Origin of the sequence: Desulfovibrio sp. (genome assembly GCF_009712225.1) — a bacterium.
In the GTDB taxonomy this organism is placed as follows: Bacteria; Desulfobacterota; Desulfovibrionia; order Desulfovibrionales; family Desulfovibrionaceae; genus Desulfovibrio.
Genome location: NZ_WASP01000003.1, coordinates 394,635 through 410,110 on the forward strand (window position 1 = coordinate 394,635; position 15,476 = coordinate 410,110).

12 protein-coding genes are annotated in these 15,476 nt (G+C 59.4%); 6 read left to right on the forward strand and 6 right to left on the reverse strand.

All coding sequences use genetic code 11. The annotated features are described in order from the left end of the window. Positions 1-34: 34 nt before the first annotated feature. Positions 35-1,141 (forward strand): nicotinate-nucleotide--dimethylbenzimidazole phosphoribosyltransferase, encoded by a 1,107-nt coding sequence (gene cobT / locus F8N36_RS02975; RefSeq protein WP_291331248.1) that lies wholly within the window; start codon positions 35-37, stop codon positions 1,139-1,141. Between the two features lie 8 nt (positions 1,142-1,149). After that, a complete protein-coding gene (locus F8N36_RS02980; RefSeq protein ID WP_291331392.1) occupies positions 1,150-2,112 on the forward strand; it encodes an oligopeptide/dipeptide ABC transporter ATP-binding protein in 963 nt (320 codons plus the stop codon). 760 nt (positions 2,113-2,872) lie between these two features. Here the strand turns inward: F8N36_RS02980 and speA are convergent. Beyond that, positions 2,873-4,789, reverse strand: coding sequence for a biosynthetic arginine decarboxylase (gene speA, locus F8N36_RS02985; protein ID WP_291331249.1), 1,917 nt, complete (start codon positions 4,787-4,789; stop codon positions 2,873-2,875). Positions 4,790-5,077: 288 nt separating this feature from the next. Between speA and F8N36_RS02990 the strand changes: the two genes are divergently transcribed. Then, positions 5,078-6,217 (forward strand): efflux RND transporter periplasmic adaptor subunit, encoded by a 1,140-nt coding sequence (locus F8N36_RS02990; RefSeq protein ID WP_291331250.1) that lies wholly within the window; start codon positions 5,078-5,080, stop codon positions 6,215-6,217. Between the two features lie 147 nt (positions 6,218-6,364). Then, the gene (locus tag F8N36_RS02995; RefSeq protein ID WP_291331251.1) at positions 6,365-6,694 is read left to right on the forward strand and encodes a pseudouridine synthase; all 330 of its coding nucleotides are present in this window, start codon (positions 6,365-6,367) and stop codon (positions 6,692-6,694) included. Between the two features lie 102 nt (positions 6,695-6,796). Here the strand turns inward: F8N36_RS02995 and F8N36_RS03000 are convergent, their stop codons facing one another. From F8N36_RS03000 to F8N36_RS03020, 5 genes are all read right to left on the reverse strand, one after another. Beyond that, positions 6,797-7,489 carry a molecular chaperone TorD family protein gene (locus tag F8N36_RS03000; RefSeq protein ID WP_291331252.1) on the reverse strand — a complete coding sequence of 231 codons (693 nt, stop codon included), beginning with the start codon at positions 7,487-7,489 and terminating at the stop codon, positions 6,797-6,799. Positions 7,490-7,534: 45 nt separating this feature from the next. After that, positions 7,535-8,386: a DmsC/YnfH family molybdoenzyme membrane anchor subunit gene (locus F8N36_RS03005; RefSeq protein WP_291331253.1), complete on the reverse strand. Its 852-nt coding sequence runs from the start codon at positions 8,384-8,386 to the stop codon at positions 7,535-7,537. 1 nt (position 8,387) lies between these two features. Further along, the gene (locus F8N36_RS03010) at positions 8,388-9,005 is read right to left on the reverse strand and encodes a DMSO/selenate family reductase complex B subunit (protein ID WP_291331254.1); all 618 of its coding nucleotides are present in this window, start codon (positions 9,003-9,005) and stop codon (positions 8,388-8,390) included. Positions 9,006-9,043: 38 nt separating this feature from the next. Then, positions 9,044-11,500, reverse strand: coding sequence for a DMSO/selenate family reductase complex A subunit (locus F8N36_RS03015; RefSeq protein WP_291331255.1), 2,457 nt, complete (start codon positions 11,498-11,500; stop codon positions 9,044-9,046). A 535-nt stretch (positions 11,501-12,035) separates the two neighbouring features. Next, positions 12,036-12,842: an exodeoxyribonuclease III gene (locus tag F8N36_RS03020; protein ID WP_291331256.1), complete on the reverse strand. Its 807-nt coding sequence runs from the start codon at positions 12,840-12,842 to the stop codon at positions 12,036-12,038. Positions 12,843-13,004: 162 nt separating this feature from the next. Between F8N36_RS03020 and F8N36_RS03025 the strand changes: the two genes are divergently transcribed. Both F8N36_RS03025 and hflX read left to right on the forward strand, forming a co-directional pair. Then, complete coding sequence (locus tag F8N36_RS03025) at positions 13,005-13,592, forward strand: IMP cyclohydrolase (protein ID WP_291331257.1); 588 nt, start codon at positions 13,005-13,007, stop codon at positions 13,590-13,592. Between the two features lie 129 nt (positions 13,593-13,721). Further along, positions 13,722-15,371, forward strand: a complete 1,650-nt coding sequence (gene hflX, locus F8N36_RS03030) for a GTPase HflX (protein WP_291331258.1) — start codon at positions 13,722-13,724, stop codon at positions 15,369-15,371. Positions 15,372-15,476 lie beyond the last annotated feature (105 nt).

The following is a 15,476-nucleotide window of genomic DNA, read 5'->3' on the forward strand; positions in this document are numbered from 1 at the left end:
TGCACACAGAAGCCGTTAAGGATAAACAAACGGCATGAATACCACCCAATCCAACCTGCTGGAACTGATCTTGCCCGGTCTGAGCATCGCGCCCCTGCTTGATAAAGATCTGGACGCTGCCCAGGCCCACCTGGACGACCTCACCAAGCCCCAGGGCAGCCTTGGCCGCCTTGAAGACCTTGCCCAAAAGCTCTACGCCATCAGCGGCGGCCAGACTCCCATCAATGTCAGCCCGGCCATCATGCTTACGGTGGCGGGCGACCACGGTGTGGCCGAGCAGGGCGTTTCGCCCTTTCCCAAGGCCGTAACCCGGCAGATGGTGCAAAACTTTTTTAACAACGGCGCTGGCGTAAATGTTTTGTGCCGCACATCGGGCATGGATTTGCGCGTAGTGGACGCGGGATGCGACGGCGGCCCCTACGAGCCCCACTCCATCCTGATCGAACGCCGCCTTGGCGACGGCACTGCCGACATGAGCCAGGGCCCGGCCATGAGCCGCGAGACCTGCCTCAAAGGTCTGCGCATGGGCGTTGAGCTGGCCCACCAGCTGGCCGACGAAGGCTATCGATGCCTTGGTGTGGGCGAAATGGGCATAGCCAACAGCACTGCGGGCACTGCCCTGTACTGCTCGCTGCTCAACTTTACTCCGGAGCAGATGACCGGCCCCGGCGCAGGCGCCAATGCCGACATGGTGCGCCACAAAACCGAGATTGTGCGCAAGGCTCTTGCCGTAAATGAGCCCATGCTGCGCGACGGCGACCCCATCAACACCCTGGCGGCGGTGGGCGGTTTTGAAATTGTTCTTATGGCTGGCCTGATGCTGGGTGCGGCCTCGCGCCGCCTGCCCGTGCTGGTGGACGGCTTTATCTGCAGCGCGGCCTATGTGGCGGCCCTGCACATCTGCCCCCAGCTGGCCGACTACGCCGTGCTGTCGCACGCCTCGGCAGAGCCGGGTCATGTACGCGCACTGTCCAAGCTGACCGGCGGCGAATCGCGCAACAATCCCCTGCTGCACCTGAGCATGCGCCTTGGTGAGGGCACGGGGGGCGCTGTGGCCTACCACCTGCTGCGTTGCGCTGCCGCAATGTATAACGACATGGCAACCTTCAGCTCTGCCGGAGTGGCGGGCAAGACATGCTAAACCAGCACATGCCGGAACAGACTTCGGATTCAGCCCTGCTGCGGCTGGAGGATGTTTCGCGCGTGTTTGATATCAGACGCGGTCTGTTCGGCGACAGGCGCTCGCTTGTCGCCGTCGACCACGTCAGCCTGAGCCTTGCAAAGGGAGCCAGCATTGGCCTTGTGGGCGAATCCGGCTGCGGCAAGTCCACCCTCGGGCGGCTGGCCTGCGGCCTGCTCACCCCCTCGCAGGGAGAGGTACTGCTTGAAGGCCGCCCCCTGCCACCCGCAGGAGCCGACAGCTGGGCTGCCGGGCGCATCCAGATGATTTTTCAGGATCCTTTTTCATCGCTCAACCCGCGTCTTTCAGTAGGCAGCGCCGTGGCAGAACCGCTGGCCGCGCGCGGGGTCAGCCGCGCCGAGCGCCGCGCGCAGGCCGAGGACATGCTGGCGACCGTGGGTCTTGGGGGCATGGGCAACCGCTATCCGCACGAATTTTCTGGCGGTCAGCGACAGCGCATTGCCGTGGCCAGAGCGCTCATCACCCGGCCCGATGTGGTTGTGTGCGACGAACCGGTTTCGGCCCTTGATGCCTCGGTGCAGGCCCAGACGCTCAACTTGCTGCGCGATGTGCAGGAGCAGTTTGGCCCGGCATACCTCTTTATTTCGCACGATCTTGCCGTGGTGGGCTTTTTGTGCCGCCACATCATGGTGATGTATCTCGGCCAGATTGTGGAAGAAGGCCCCGCCGAAGCCCTCTTTGAAGGCGCTGCCCACCCCTACACCAAGGCGCTTATGGCGGCCATGCCCACGGGCAGTCGTCGGGGCGAGCCCATTGCCGCGCTGGAAGGCGAATTGCCGAGCCCGCTTGCGCCGCCAGCCGGTTGCCGTTTTCATCCGCGTTGCCCAACGGCAAAGGATATCTGCCGGCACGAAGCCCCGCAGTGGAAAGAGCTTGGGGCGGGATGGCGTGCGAGGTGCTGGCTGGCGTAATTTCGCCTGCGCGGCGGGCGGTCTTTTTTTGATTTTGCTGCCCTGCGGGCACGAAGTTTCGCCGTCCGGCGATGTTTTGGACGCCTGTGCGGCGCGCAGCAAGGTGGGACCGGTTATGGGGCTCCGCCCCCTTCTCGGCCCCCCTTGCATCCCCCCGAAGCACCCCCTAAGAAAAGTTTTCAATTTCCGCAGCATGGCGAGGGCACGCGGCTAGTGCTGTGGGAGCTTCCCTCTCTCGCTACGCTCGTTCAGGTGATCTCCCTCCGCGCCGCGTAAATGCCATACCCCGCTTCTGCTTTGGGCAAAGGCCCTTTCAGCCAACAATCATGGCAAAATTGCTACTCAAAAAAGCTTCGCGCATCCGTAATCCCTTCCATCAAACTCTCTCTACCATTGTGCATTTCCCCGCCACAGATCACACCATTTTCGCACTGCACATATTGCCTTTCCTACCTTTCGCACCCGCCATCAAAAGCAGGTTGTCGCGTCGCCTTCCTTAAACTCGCCGCAGCGAAGCGCAGGCGATGGCTGGTGTTGAGCGAATGTGCAAAATACGCGTTTTTCGGCCAAAAAAGGAAGCGCCGGGATTTTGAGCGCAGCGTACTCAATTCAGGGTGGATCAAAATCCCGGCGCAGACGCATTCAGGGCGGAAAAGTCGGTTTTGTGTAAATGCGGCTGACAGGCTCTTACCCCCATCAACACAAAAACTCTCCCCTTCCCCTATGCCGTATCTAAACCATGCAGCCTCGCTACACAGCCCTACCGTTCAAAATAGGTATACCCGCGCAGGCCGTCTTCAAACACCTGCATGATGGCAAAGCGGTCACTGGGCGAAATCCGCCCCTGCCTCACGGCCTGCTCTGCCGTGCTGCGCAGATCTTCAAGAATGCGGCGCGGCTCATATTCCACATAGCTCAGAATATCAGCCACAGAGTCACCCCTGATTTCACGCACGTACTCATAATTGCCGTCATCCCGCACACGTATGGAAACCACGTTGGTGTCGCCCATAAGATTGTGCAGATCGCCCAGAGTCTCCTGATACGCACCCACCAGGAACACACCAAGGTAATATTCCTCGCCGTCGCGCAGCGGATGCAGGTCAAGGGTGGGCTTCATGCCCTGCGGATCGATAAAATGGTCAATACGGCCATCAGAATCGCAGGTAATGTCAGAAATAATGCCCTGCCGCGCGGGAAATTCCTTGAGCCGGTGCACGGGCATAACCGGGAACAGCTGGTCGATGGCCCACGAGTCGGGCAGCGACTGGAACACGCTGAAGTTGCCGTAATAAATATCGGCAAGGCTCACGTCGATATCCGCAAGGTCACGGGGTATTGTCTTGAGCCGCGTTTTTTCCTGGGCAATGCGCATGATGATGGCCCAGAAAAACCGCTCGGCCAGGGTGCGCTGCCGCAGGTTCACGCGGCCAGTCGAAAAGAGCTGGCGCATTTCGTCGCGGTAGTAGATGGCGTCGTTGTAACATTCCTGCAGGTTGCGCAGGGTTATGTTGGCAAGGGTTTCGCGCAGGTTCTGCACCGGCTCGGGCGTGCCCTCTGGCAGGGTGTCAGGCAGCTGCACTTCTTCCACCATGCTTACATCAAGCACGTTGAAGAGCAGTACGGAATAGTAGGCCACCGTAGCGCGGCCAGATTCCGTAATGATGTGGGGATGCGCGATCTTCTGCTCATCAAGAATGCTCATGATGGCTTCGACAATGTCGGCGCTGTATTCGTCGAGCGTATAGTTGCGCGACGAAACATAGTTGGTGTGCGAACCGTCATAGTCCACGGCTAGGCCGCCGCCAAGGTCAAGGTAGCCCATGGGCGCGCCTTCCTGCACCAGGCCCACGTAAAGGCGAGCGCCTTCCATAACGCCGGTACGGATGTCGCGAATGTTGGAAACCTGCGAACCAAGGTGGTAGTGCAGCAGCTTGAAGCAGTCGAGCATATCGTTGGCCTTGAGCGTGTCCACCACGTCCACTATCTGGGCGGGTGAAAGACCAAAGGTCGAGCGCTCGCCGCCAGAATCGGTCCAGTGGCCGCTGGCCTTCACGGCCAGCTTGGCGCGCACGCCAATATTGGGCCGCACGCCCAGAGCCTTGCTGCGCTCGAGCACAACTTCCAGTTCGCTGGGCATTTCAAGAACAAACAGCACGTTAAAACCAAGGCGCAAAGCCTGAAGGCCAAGGTCGATGAATTCTTCGTCCTTGTAGCCGTTGCAGACAATGCAGGCCTCGCGGTCGCGCATGAGCGACACGGCGGCGATGAGCTCGGCCTTGGAGCCGACCTCGAGCCCGTGATGGTAGGTAGAGCCGAACTGGGCTATTTTTTCCACCACCTGCTGTTGCTGGTTAACCTTGATGGGAAAAACACCCCGGTACGAACCGGTGTAGTTCAGGCTTTTGATCGCCTTGCGAAACGACTCATGGATATTGGCAATACGGGAATCCAGAATGTTCTCCACGCGCAACAGCACGGGCATATCGTAGCCGCGCTCTTTAAGCCCGGCGATAACCTCTGGTATCGAAACCTGCGGCCCCTTGGGCCCCTGCGGACAAATCACAACCTCGCCCGCATCCGACACGTCAAAATACCCGGCACCCCAATTACGGATGCCGTAAAGCTCGATGGAATCCTCCACCCGCCACTGCTGCAATGCGCGGTTTTTTGCCAATTCATGCTCCCTGTAGCGCCGCTGGCGCATATATATGGTTGGTTCAGCCCAGAATGCGGGCTGCTGAGGCTGCCGCCGTCAAGAAAAACGGCAACGGATGATTGCCTGAAAAATGCGGCGTAATTATGCCGTGACCGTGCCGAATGTCAATCGTTGCAAAAAGGGGGGCAAACGCAGATTGTTAGATGCATAGCTAACTAATTTCTTGACGCAGATTCAAGCTTGCTTCACCGTTCCACTTGCACCCGGTGACTGCCAAGGGTTGTTTCTATATATTGTGGGGAGCCCATGAACGTATTCCAGACCCCTCTGCCCCATCTGCCGCTGCGCCTTGCCCGGCCGCGCTTTGTCCAGCTGATTCTGGCGCCGCTGGTTCTGCTGCTCGCTATGACGGGCTGTTCGCAGGACGACAGCAAAAAAAATACAACGCCCCCCGCTCCAGTGCGGGTTGAAAGCGTGGCGCGCGCCGATGTGCCTCGCCTGCTGCACGCCGTGGGCAACGTGCGCGCTTCATCCTCTGTGGGCGTAAAGCCGCGCGTTACGGGTGAAATACAGCAGGTCCACTTTACCGAAGGGCAGGACGTACGCGAAGGCGACCCCTTGATCACTATTGATCCGCGCCCCTTTGAGGCAGCCCTGCGCGAAAAGAAAGGCCAGCTTGCCAAATCGCAGGCCCAGCTTGCCAAAGCGCTGGATGACATGGCCCGCTACGGCAAACTGGTGGGCAGCGGCTACGTGAGCCGCGACGCCTACGAAAAAACCGCCACCGAGGCCGCCGCCCTGCGCGCAACCGTGCAGTCAGACAAAGCCAGTGTGGAAAGCGCCGCCCTCGACCTCAGCTACTGCACTGTGGTGGCCCCCATTAGCGGGCGCGTTGGCGCGCTCAGCGTAGACAAGGGCAACATGGTCAAAGCGGCCGACGCCACGGTTATTGTCAGCATCGACACACTTTCGCCCATTTACGTGGGCTTTTCTGTGCCAGAAGTTCACCTGCCTGTCATTCTGGAGCAGATGGCCCAGAGCCGCGTGCAGGTTTCGGCTACTCCTGCGGGCGGCAAGCCGGAAACCGGCCTGCTCACGCTGGTGGATAATACTGTGGACACGCGTACGGGCACAATCCGCCTGCGGGCCACCTTTGCCAACGACCAGCGCCGCCTGTGGCCGGGCCAGTTTGTACAGGTTGAGCTGCCCCTTGGCGTTGCAACCCAGGCCCTCACCGTGCCCACCAGAGCAGTGCAGTCTGGACGCGAAGAATCCTACGTATACGTGGTGGACAAGGACAGTCGGGCCAGCTACCGCAAGGTGCGCCCGCTGTTTGAACACGGCGACCGCACTGTGCTGGATGGCGAAATAGCCGAGGGCGACCACATAGTGGTGGACGGTCAGGTGCGCCTTGCGCCGGGTCTGCTGGTTAAAATACTCGAGTAAACGACAGACCGGCACCCACACGCATTAAACGGCCTGATTTTTGCATAATTCCGGGCATTACCGAAAGGCGGTCAATTTTTCCACATGGCCGCCGCGCGCACAGCGCGAGTGCAATGACGCCCTGCGTCAAGCCTGAGGAGATGCCCAATGGAACTGGAATTCCGTTTTCGTAATAATGATCTGGGGCCGGTTTTTCCCACATTTCAGGAAAGGGTCAACTCGATGCTGCCCGTAAACCGGGCCGAAAGCACCCCGGCAGCCCCCGCTGCCCCCGCAGACGACGAGGCTGGCACCTCTGCTGCGCCAGTGCTGGAACAGACTGTTCCCGGCACCCCGCATATGCTCAATTCTGACGAAATGCGTCAGGCCCTTGCCCAGGTGGAGCAGGAAGCAGTGCAGCACAGTCAGGAGCTTATTCAGGTGCATACCGGCCTGAACGAACAGCGCGTGGCGCGCCTGCTCGGCCTGCTGGATTAAGCCGCATTTTACAGGTGGCAGATTGCCAGATCAAAAGCCGTTCCCCACTTTACGGCAAGGAACGGCTTTTGCTGTTGGTCAAAAAGCACTGCGAGAGCGCACCTATGCTGGCAACCCCGCAATATACCTGCGAACACTGCCAAGCAGCAGACAACAAAGGGCAGACATCTCACGATAAAACACCGTGCTGGCGCATTCCGATGCCTTTTTGAGGCACTCCCCGGCCCAGACCATGATATGCCCGTCCATAAAAGCAGCCAGCACCGCCTGCGGGGATTCTCCCCGACAGGAGACGGCACCAGAGCCCAGGTTCTGCACAAGAAAGAGCACGAAGGCCAGCTCCAGCCCCAGGTGGTCTTCCGGTTCGTGTCCGTCACGTTCTGCGGCTATGCCCCACTCCCTGTAGCAGTCGCGCACTTCCTGCGTGCTGTGTCCAAAAAGCAGGCGGTCTTTCTCACGCCAGACAGATTCCCACGGAGCGGCCAAAGGCTGCGGCCCGGAAAACAGGGCCAGATGGTCCATGTGCAGATCCAGGTAGATGGATCGGCATGAATCCTGCGCAGCTTCCGCCGGGTAGGCCGCCGCAAGTTCTGCGGCACTGGTTTCTGGTGCAAGCGCCCCGCCCCAGAGCTTTGCGGCCTGCTCCGATGGCCGGAAGCATTCCCAGCTGCCCAGACCCTGCAAAAGACCGCCGCCAACAACACCGCGCAGCATTTCTTCGTCTGGCGAATTCTGGAAAATACGGCTGCAAAACTGCAAGGCCACAAGATATTGCGTCAACTGTTCCTGATCCATAGTTATGATGCGGGGGCCAGATGGCCCCCGTAAGGTTTGCCGCGCCTACATGCCCAGACGTGAATAGGAAAGATAAAACACAAGTCGCCCAAACACTTCACCCAGAACAATCAGGATAAAGGCGGCAACCGTCAGCGCAGGCTTGAGGCCCTTGCCCTGCATGCCACGGGCAGCGCCCAGCGCCAGCAGCACAACGCCCAGACCAGATACCAGCGCGTGCAGCCCGTGTGACCCGGCAATGCAGGCCGGGGGCAAAAGCCGTGAAACGGGATTAACAAGATAGGACTGCTCCGGCATGGCCAGCGGCAGGCTTACAGCCATGAGCACAAGGCCAAGCACGGCCCAAACAAGGCAGGGGCCCAGAGCGCGCACAGGCGCGCCTTCCTTGCGCATGCTCAGCACAACCGCATGCCAGGAAGCACCCAGCAGACTCATGGATGCCAGAAAGGCGGTAAAGACGCCCCAGTTCTGCCAGCCGGGCATTGTGCCCTGATTGTAAACGCAGCTCATGGTAAACAGCAGCACGATACCGCACAGGCCCGCCAGAACCATGGCCTTTTTCTCGGCTTCTACCGCCTGCTTTTTGCGCCCAACCAGCACCAGCCACAGCAGGGCAAGCCCGACAACACCAACCATGAGGATTTCACGGCTGAGCCACGACTGCGCCACGTGCAGCAGGGTAAAAGGCGCGTGCAGGGGCGTACCCAGATGCACAAAACTGATGCCCCCGGCCACGGCAAACAGAAGCAGCGCGGCCACGTTCTGCCGCCGCACACCTTCGCGCAGGGCGCGGTCGGCCTCATTGCCAAGCACGCACTTGCCAACCAGCACCATGCCCACAGCCATCTGAACCAGCAGGGTAAAGAATACCAGAGGGAATTCCTGAAGATATTCCATGCTACATTTCCTCCGGATTACGGATGCTGCCCATATTGCTGCCCACAGGCTGCGCATTGTGGGGCGGCGTAATCACAAGACAGGGAGAAGTAACGCCCTGCTCCGGCAGCGGAGCCACATGCACTGCGTCACCAAACTGTTTTTTCAGGTCTTCATATTCGCCAAAGTGGATGGCCCGCATGGGGCAGGCTTCCACGCACAGGGGTTTGAGCCCGGCGCCCAGCCTGTCCTTGCAGAAATCGCACTTGGTCATTCTGCCCGCCTGCCTGTTGTACTGGGGGGCGGAGTAAGGGCAGTTCCACTCGCAATAGCGGCAGCCCACGCACTTGTCGGGGTCCACGCTCACAATGCCCTGCTCGTCCTTGTGCATGGCCGTGGTAGGGCACACCTTGACGCACACGGGGTTCTGGCAGTGGTTGCAGCTTACAGACGTGTAGTATGAAAACACGTTCTGGTCATATGTGCCGTTGGCCCGGCGGACCCATTTGCCGCCGGTGTATTCCGCCACACGCCGCCACATGACGCCCTGGGGCAGGTCGTGCCCGTCTATGCAGGCGACCATACATGTCTTGCAGCCCGTACAGGCGGTCATATCTATATAAAAAGCCGGCTGTTTCACAATAAATCTCCTCAATGCAGACAGTTCCGCGCGGCAGGCTAGATTTTAACCACATCCACAAGATTGGTGTGCTGCGGATTGCCCTTGGCCAGGGGGGTCATATGCGTTTTTGTCAGGGTATTGATGCACCCGCCCTGATCGACGCCGTTCTTGTCCGGGGCATACCACGCGCCCTGCGGCAGGCTGAGCACGCCGGGCATGATGCGCGGCGTCACCTTGACCCGCACCACAACGACGCCACGGTCATTGAACACCTTGACCATATCGTTGTGTTTGATTCCGCGCAGCGCGGCATCTGCCTCGTTTATCCAGAGCTGCTGCGGCGCAACCTGCTCAAGCCAGGGAATATTGGCGTAGCTTGAGTGCACGCGCCCCTTGTAGTGGTGGCCGATGAGCTGGAAGGGATGCTTTTTCATTCCCTCGTGGTCGTCCGGGCCTTCCCAGGTTTTTTCGTACACGGGTATGGCGTAGATGGCATCGCCCTTGGGCAGTTCCCATGTCTGGTTCAGATCCCACAGGCGTTTGGAGAATATTTCTATCTTGCCAGAGGGAGTCTTGAGCGGGCTGGCCGCGGGATTTTCATGAAAATCCCTGTAAGCCACCTTTTGCGGCATGGGGAACCACTTGAACAGGCCAACCTTTGAAGCTTCTTCGAATGATTCCGGCAGTTCCGGCTTTTTGGCACGGGCCTGCATGTAAAGATGCTTTACCCACTCAAGCTGGCTGCGGCCTTCGGTGTATTTTTCCGTCAGATCCGGCCGCCCCAGAAGCTTGCCGATTTTTTCGCTCAGCGCAGCGCAGATGTCGTACTGCGAGCGGGCCTCGAACAGAGGCTCGATGGCCTTGCGGGCAATGAGCAGGGAGCTCTGGTCCACCTGATAGCCCTGCTGGATGATGTCGTCCTGTTCCAGCGGGGTTACGGAAGGCAACAGAATATCCGCAAACTTGGCCGAGGCCGTCATGCGGTTTTCCACCACCACAATGCATTCGCACTTGCTTTCATCCTCAAGAATCTTGCGGGTGGCGTTGATGTCCGAATGCTGGTTGATGAGGGCATTGCCCGCGCTGTTCCACAAAAACTTGATGCCGTGATCCAGCTTTTCCTTGTTGCGCAGGCCCATTTTTTTGGCCGTCACCTGGGTGTGGTCATCAATGGCGTTGATCCAGGTGTAGAAAGAAATGCGCGTCTTGACCGGGTTTGTACCCTCGGGCATACGCGGAAAACCAATCTGGCTCACGCTCTCTGCGCTGCCGGAACCACCCCCCGCAATGCCCACGTTGCCCGTAAGAATGGCAAGCATGGCAATGGAACGGGAAATGGTGTCGCCGTTGGCGTGACGTTGCGGCCCCCAGCCCTGGATGACGCAGCACGGCTTGGTAGAACCTATCTCGCGGGCAAGGCGAATAATTTTGTCCGCCGGGTAGCCGGTGATGTTTTCTGCCCACTGCGGGGTCTTGGGCGTCTTGTCCGCCCCTTCGCCCATGATGTACGCGCGGTAGCTGTTGCCAGCGGGCACACCCTCGGGCATGTGCTCCTCGTCAAAACCGAGGCAGTGCGTATCCACAAACTGCTGGTCAACCAGCCCTTCGTTCATGAGCACATAGGCTATGGCCGCGATCAGTGCGCCGTCCGAACCGGGCCGGATGGGCACCCATTCGTCGCCCAGTTTGGCCATGGAGTCGGAATACCGGGGGTCAACCATGATGATGCGGGCGTTGCCCTTTTTTCTGGCTTCAAACAGCTCATACGAAAGGCCGCCGCCGCTCTGGCGGGTTTCAAGAATATTGCAGCCAAACATGACGATGAGCTTTGAGTTCGCCATGTCGTTGACGGTGTTGCCCTCGTTGCTACCGTAAAGATAGGGAATAGCAGCTGCTATCTGGGCGGTGCTGTAGGTTCCGTATTCGTCCAGATGCCCGCCCAGCATGTTTGCCAGACGGAAAAACTCGTTGCGGCGCGTCATGCCGCTCGAAGTGGTACCCGAGCCGTACATGCGGTGCACCGATTCCGGGCCATAGGTATTCAGCACGCGCACCCATTCCTTGGCCACGGTATCCAGGGCTTCGTCCCACGAAATGCGCTCAAACTTGCCCTCGCCGCGTTTTGCGCCGGGCACGCGCCGCATGGGGTATTTGATGCGGTCGGGCGAATAGGTGTACTTACGCATGGAACGCCCGCGCAGGCAGGCGCGGATGGCCCTGTTGTTGGGGCCGTCTTCGGAATTGTCCGTTTCAACGCGCGTGACGCGGCCATCTTTTACAAAGGCGCGAAGCGTGCACTGCGAACCGCAGTTCACCACGCAGCCGGAATAAAAGCACTGCTCGCCCGTGCCATACGGCGGCAGGGAGGCGGCACGGGCCAGACCAAGGGGCAGGCCGCAGCCCATGGGCAAAACGGCTGCTCCGCCAAGCGCAGCACACCATTTGAGAACCTCACGCCGGGTTACTTCCCTGTGCGCGAGCAAAGACGGGGTGGAGTCGGAATCTTTTTTCATCACATTCCTCATTCTGTGCCGCAAAGGCGGCAAGGTAACCTCTCCCTTTTGGAGCAGGGAAGGGAGTACGGAATCGGGGCAAGCCCAGGAACAATGACGCAGAACTGAATCAAAAGGACATACGACGCGTATCGGCAAATCAGGAGTATCGGACAAAACGCGAAAGGCGGGCGATGGTTCCTGGCGGGCGCATTCCGGCAAGCGGAATGACTCAAAATGCTGTGTGGCTAGGGTACGTTAAACCTTGTTCAGCGCTGCCCTGCGGCATAAAAAACGCCGCAGTAGTCACGCTCTTTGCATAATCGATATCATTACCCCCACTTTTAAGGGAAGGCAATGCCATCATTATCTAATTGAAATGCATTGTTAATTCAGAAAAATTTCTGCACAGCCGACAAGTGCTTAAACTGCCGATATAGAAGTTGCGGCATCTCGCAACGGGAAAGAGCGGTTCGCTGGGTCAGGGCAGCTCAGGCTGATGCAGCCGGGCTGGAATCAAACGCTTCCTGCCCGGCTGCATTCACGCCCCAACCAATCAAAATTCCAGACAGAGCCCCACGGGGCAGTGGTCCGAGCCAAATACGTCTTTTTCTATCCAGGCGTCGCGCACTGCTGGCACAAGCTCCTGCGATACAAAAAAGTAGTCTATGCGCCAGCCCACGTTCTTTTCACGTGCGCGGCTCTTGTACGACCACCACGAATAGTTGCCTTCGGCCTCGCCGTGCACGTGGCGAAAGGTGTCCACATAGCCCATGGCCGTAAAGCGGTCGAGAAAAGCGCGCTCTTCGGGCAAAAAGCCAGTATATTTTTCATTCTGCTTGGGCCGCGCAAGATCAATGGGCCGGTGCGCGATATTGAAATCGCCGCACACTACAATGGGCTTGCTTTTGCGGCATTCTTCCGCATAGGCAAGAAAGGCCTCGAAAAATCCCATCTTGTACGGCACGCGCTTGAACCGGCCTGTAGGTTTGCCGTTGTCGTCCAGTTCTTCTGCACCGCCGTTGGGAAAATAGCCGTTGAAAAAGTGAAACTGCGGGTATTCCAAATGCAGCAGACGCCCCTCGCCCTGAAATTCCAGCTGGGGCAGTTCGATACTGGCATTGAGTGAAGGAACCTTGCTGAACACCGCCACACCAGAATAGCCCTTTTTCACCGTGCTCCACGACCAGTGCGATTCCCAGCCTTCCGGCTCGCGCACATCTTCATTCAACTGATCGGGGTGGGCCTTGGTTTCCTGCAGGGCCACAACCTGTGCGTCGGTTTGAGCAAACCACTGCCATTCGGGCTTGCCAGCCACTGCACGCAGGCCATTGACATTCCATGAAACAAGCTTGAGCTGCATAGTTCCTCCTGTCGCAGCATAGCCGCAGCAAGGCTGACGGGCAAGAGCCTGCAACTGTAATCAGACCGCAACGCATTGCCAAAACGGGCTTTTAGCGCTATTAAAAACATGGCGTAAGTATGCCGCCAAACCCTATCCGGGATATTTTTCAAGGAGTCGCTTATGGATATTTTGCCCATTCGTCGCGCCATTTTGAGCGTTACGGACAAGAGCGGCCTTGTGGAGTTTGCCACGTTTCTTACCTCGCGGGGGGTAGAGCTTATCTCTACCGGCGGCACACAGAAGGCCCTTGAGGCGGCCGGTCTGCCCGTCACCGCAGTGAGCACCGTGACTGGATTCCCCGAAATTCTGGGTGGCCGGGTCAAAACCCTGCACCCCAAAATTCACGCGGGTATTCTTGCCAACAAGGACGAACCGCAGCACATGCAGACCCTGGCCGAAAAGGGCATTCGCCCCTTTGACCTTGTCTGCGTCAACCTTTACGACTTTGCGGGCGCGGTGGAACGCCACCTTTCGCTTGAGCAGGCCGTGGAGGAAATCGACATCGGCGGCCCCTGCATGCTGCGTGCAGCTGCCAAAAACTTCCACAGTATTCTGGTGTTGCCCTCGCCGCAGTGGTACACCGCCGCCATGGAAGAGCTGGAAAAAGACACCACCGTGGGTCTTGAGTTCCGGCAGGTTATGGCATCGCGCGCCTTTGAGGCCACCTCGCGCTACGACGCACTGATCACTTCGTATCTGCGCCCCTAGGTCGCGATACCCCGCTGACACAACCGCTAACGCACCCGCAGCCTGCCCCGTCTGGGAAGCACTGGCTGCGGGTGCGGTTCAACATTCAGATTCCCGCAGGAGCATCCTATCCCTAAACCAGAAGGCAACGTGCAAGGGCTCAAACCGAGCCAGATTGCAGCACTTACGCGGTTGTTCAACCGCCGGTTTCCGGCGGCAGAAGTCTACACCGTTGACCAGGCGCGCGAGCTCTCTCTGCTTTCACGCGCTCTGGGCCGGCAGGTGGGTCTGCTCATCGACCGCAAAGGCCGCGTGCAGATGGTTATTGTGGGTGAGGCGGGCAGCATCATGATTCCCGAGCTGCCGCGTGGCCGCAGCGGGCAGGAACGCCTGCGCGGTCTGCGTTTGCTGCACACCCACCTGAATCCTGGCGGTATCAGCCAGGAAGACCTGATGGACATGCTTTTTTTGCGTCTGGATGCCGTGGTTGCCCTTACCGTCAACCCGGTGGGCGAACCCGTGCAGTGGCAGGCGGCGCACCTTTTGCCCTCCCCTTCTGGCGGCCAACCCTACCACCTCGACCCGCCGCAGCCCTGGGACCGCACCGAATCGCAGTTTGTCGCCACCGCTGAAGCGCTGGAAGAAGAACTGGCCCGCAAGGCTGAAGACGCGCACGAGGCGGACGGCACCCCCCGCGCCATGCTGGTTTCCGTAGGCACGCAGCCCCGCATCATTCAGGAGCGCAACCTCGACGAACTGGCCGAACTGGCCCGCACCGCAGGCCTGACCGTGGCCGGACGCATGGTGCAGCGCGTTGCGCAGATCAACCCGCGCCTCATCATGGGCAAAGGCAAGGTTGCCGAACTTGAAGTGCTGGCCCTGCAAGGCCGCGCTGGCATGATGATATTTGACGGAGAGCTTTCGCCCGCACAGCTGCACAACCTTGCCGACATAACCGAACGCAAGGTTATTGACCGCACACAGCTTATTCTTGATATTTTTGCGCAGCATGCGGTGAGCCGCGCTGGCAAGCTGCAGGTTGAGCTGGCCCAACTGCGCTATACACAGCCGCGCCTTGTGGGCAAAAATCGCGCCATGGACCGCCTTATGGGTGGCATTGGGGGCCGTGGCCCCGGCGAAACCAAGCTCGAAACAGACCGCCGCAAAATCCGTGAGCGCATGGCGCGTATCCGCAAGGAACTTGACCAGTTGCGGCGGCAGCGCTCGTTTACCCGTGCGCGCCGGTCACGGCAGGGCATTCCGCTGGCGGCCCTTGTGGGCTACACCAACGCGGGCAAGTCCACCCTGCTCAACACCCTCACCCGCTCCGAAGTGCTGGCCGAAAACAAGCTTTTCGCCACGCTCGACCCCACCACGCGGAGGCTGCGCTTTCCCGCAGAAAAAGAAATTATTCTGGCAGACACCGTGGGCTTTATCCGCAACCTGCCCAAGGAACTCATGGACGCCTTTCGCGCCACCCTTGAGGAACTTGAAGCGGCAGACCTGCTGCTGCACGTTGCCGATGCCTCGCATCCCGACCTGTTGCAACAGATAAGCGCGGTGGAGACCATCCTTGCCGAGATGGAACTGGACCGCATGCCGAGGCTCATGATTCTGAACAAGTGGGATCAGCTGGAAGCCCCGGCCCGCGCGGAACTGGCCGACGCCTTTCCGCATGCGCTGACCATCTCTGCCAAAAAGGGCGACGGCTGCAAGACCCTGCTTGAGGAGCTTGAGTTGTTGCTGCTGCGGCACCCGGCCAGCCTGGTGGCGACAGATACGCCGACCGTATTGAATTAGCGGGGGTTGTGCCTGCGCGGCGCGCGATGTTGCCTCCCCCGCGTGGGTTCACCCTATGACTTTTCTGCCCTTCGGGCATTTTATTTCGCCGTCCGGCTCGGTTTC

What these genes read in the sequence shown, in the direction of transcription:
- cobT (WP_291331248.1), top strand. Translation starts at nt 35, where the DNA reads ATGAATACCACCCAATCCAACCTGCTGGAACTGATCTTGCCCGGTCTG.
- F8N36_RS02980 (WP_291331392.1), top strand. Translation starts at nt 1,150, where the DNA reads ATGCCGGAACAGACTTCGGATTCAGCCCTGCTGCGGCTGGAGGATGTT.
- F8N36_RS02990 (WP_291331250.1), top strand. Translation starts at nt 5,078, where the DNA reads ATGAACGTATTCCAGACCCCTCTGCCCCATCTGCCGCTGCGCCTTGCC.
- F8N36_RS02995 (WP_291331251.1), top strand. Translation starts at nt 6,365, where the DNA reads ATGGAACTGGAATTCCGTTTTCGTAATAATGATCTGGGGCCGGTTTTT.
- F8N36_RS03000 (WP_291331252.1), bottom strand. Translation starts at nt 7,489, where the DNA reads ATGGATCAGGAACAGTTGACGCAATATCTTGTGGCCTTGCAGTTTTGC.
- F8N36_RS03005 (WP_291331253.1), bottom strand. Translation starts at nt 8,386, where the DNA reads ATGGAATATCTTCAGGAATTCCCTCTGGTATTCTTTACCCTGCTGGTT.
- F8N36_RS03015 (WP_291331255.1), bottom strand. Translation starts at nt 11,500, where the DNA reads ATGAAAAAAGATTCCGACTCCACCCCGTCTTTGCTCGCGCACAGGGAA.
- F8N36_RS03020 (WP_291331256.1), bottom strand. Translation starts at nt 12,842, where the DNA reads ATGCAGCTCAAGCTTGTTTCATGGAATGTCAATGGCCTGCGTGCAGTG.
- F8N36_RS03025 (WP_291331257.1), top strand. Translation starts at nt 13,005, where the DNA reads ATGGATATTTTGCCCATTCGTCGCGCCATTTTGAGCGTTACGGACAAG.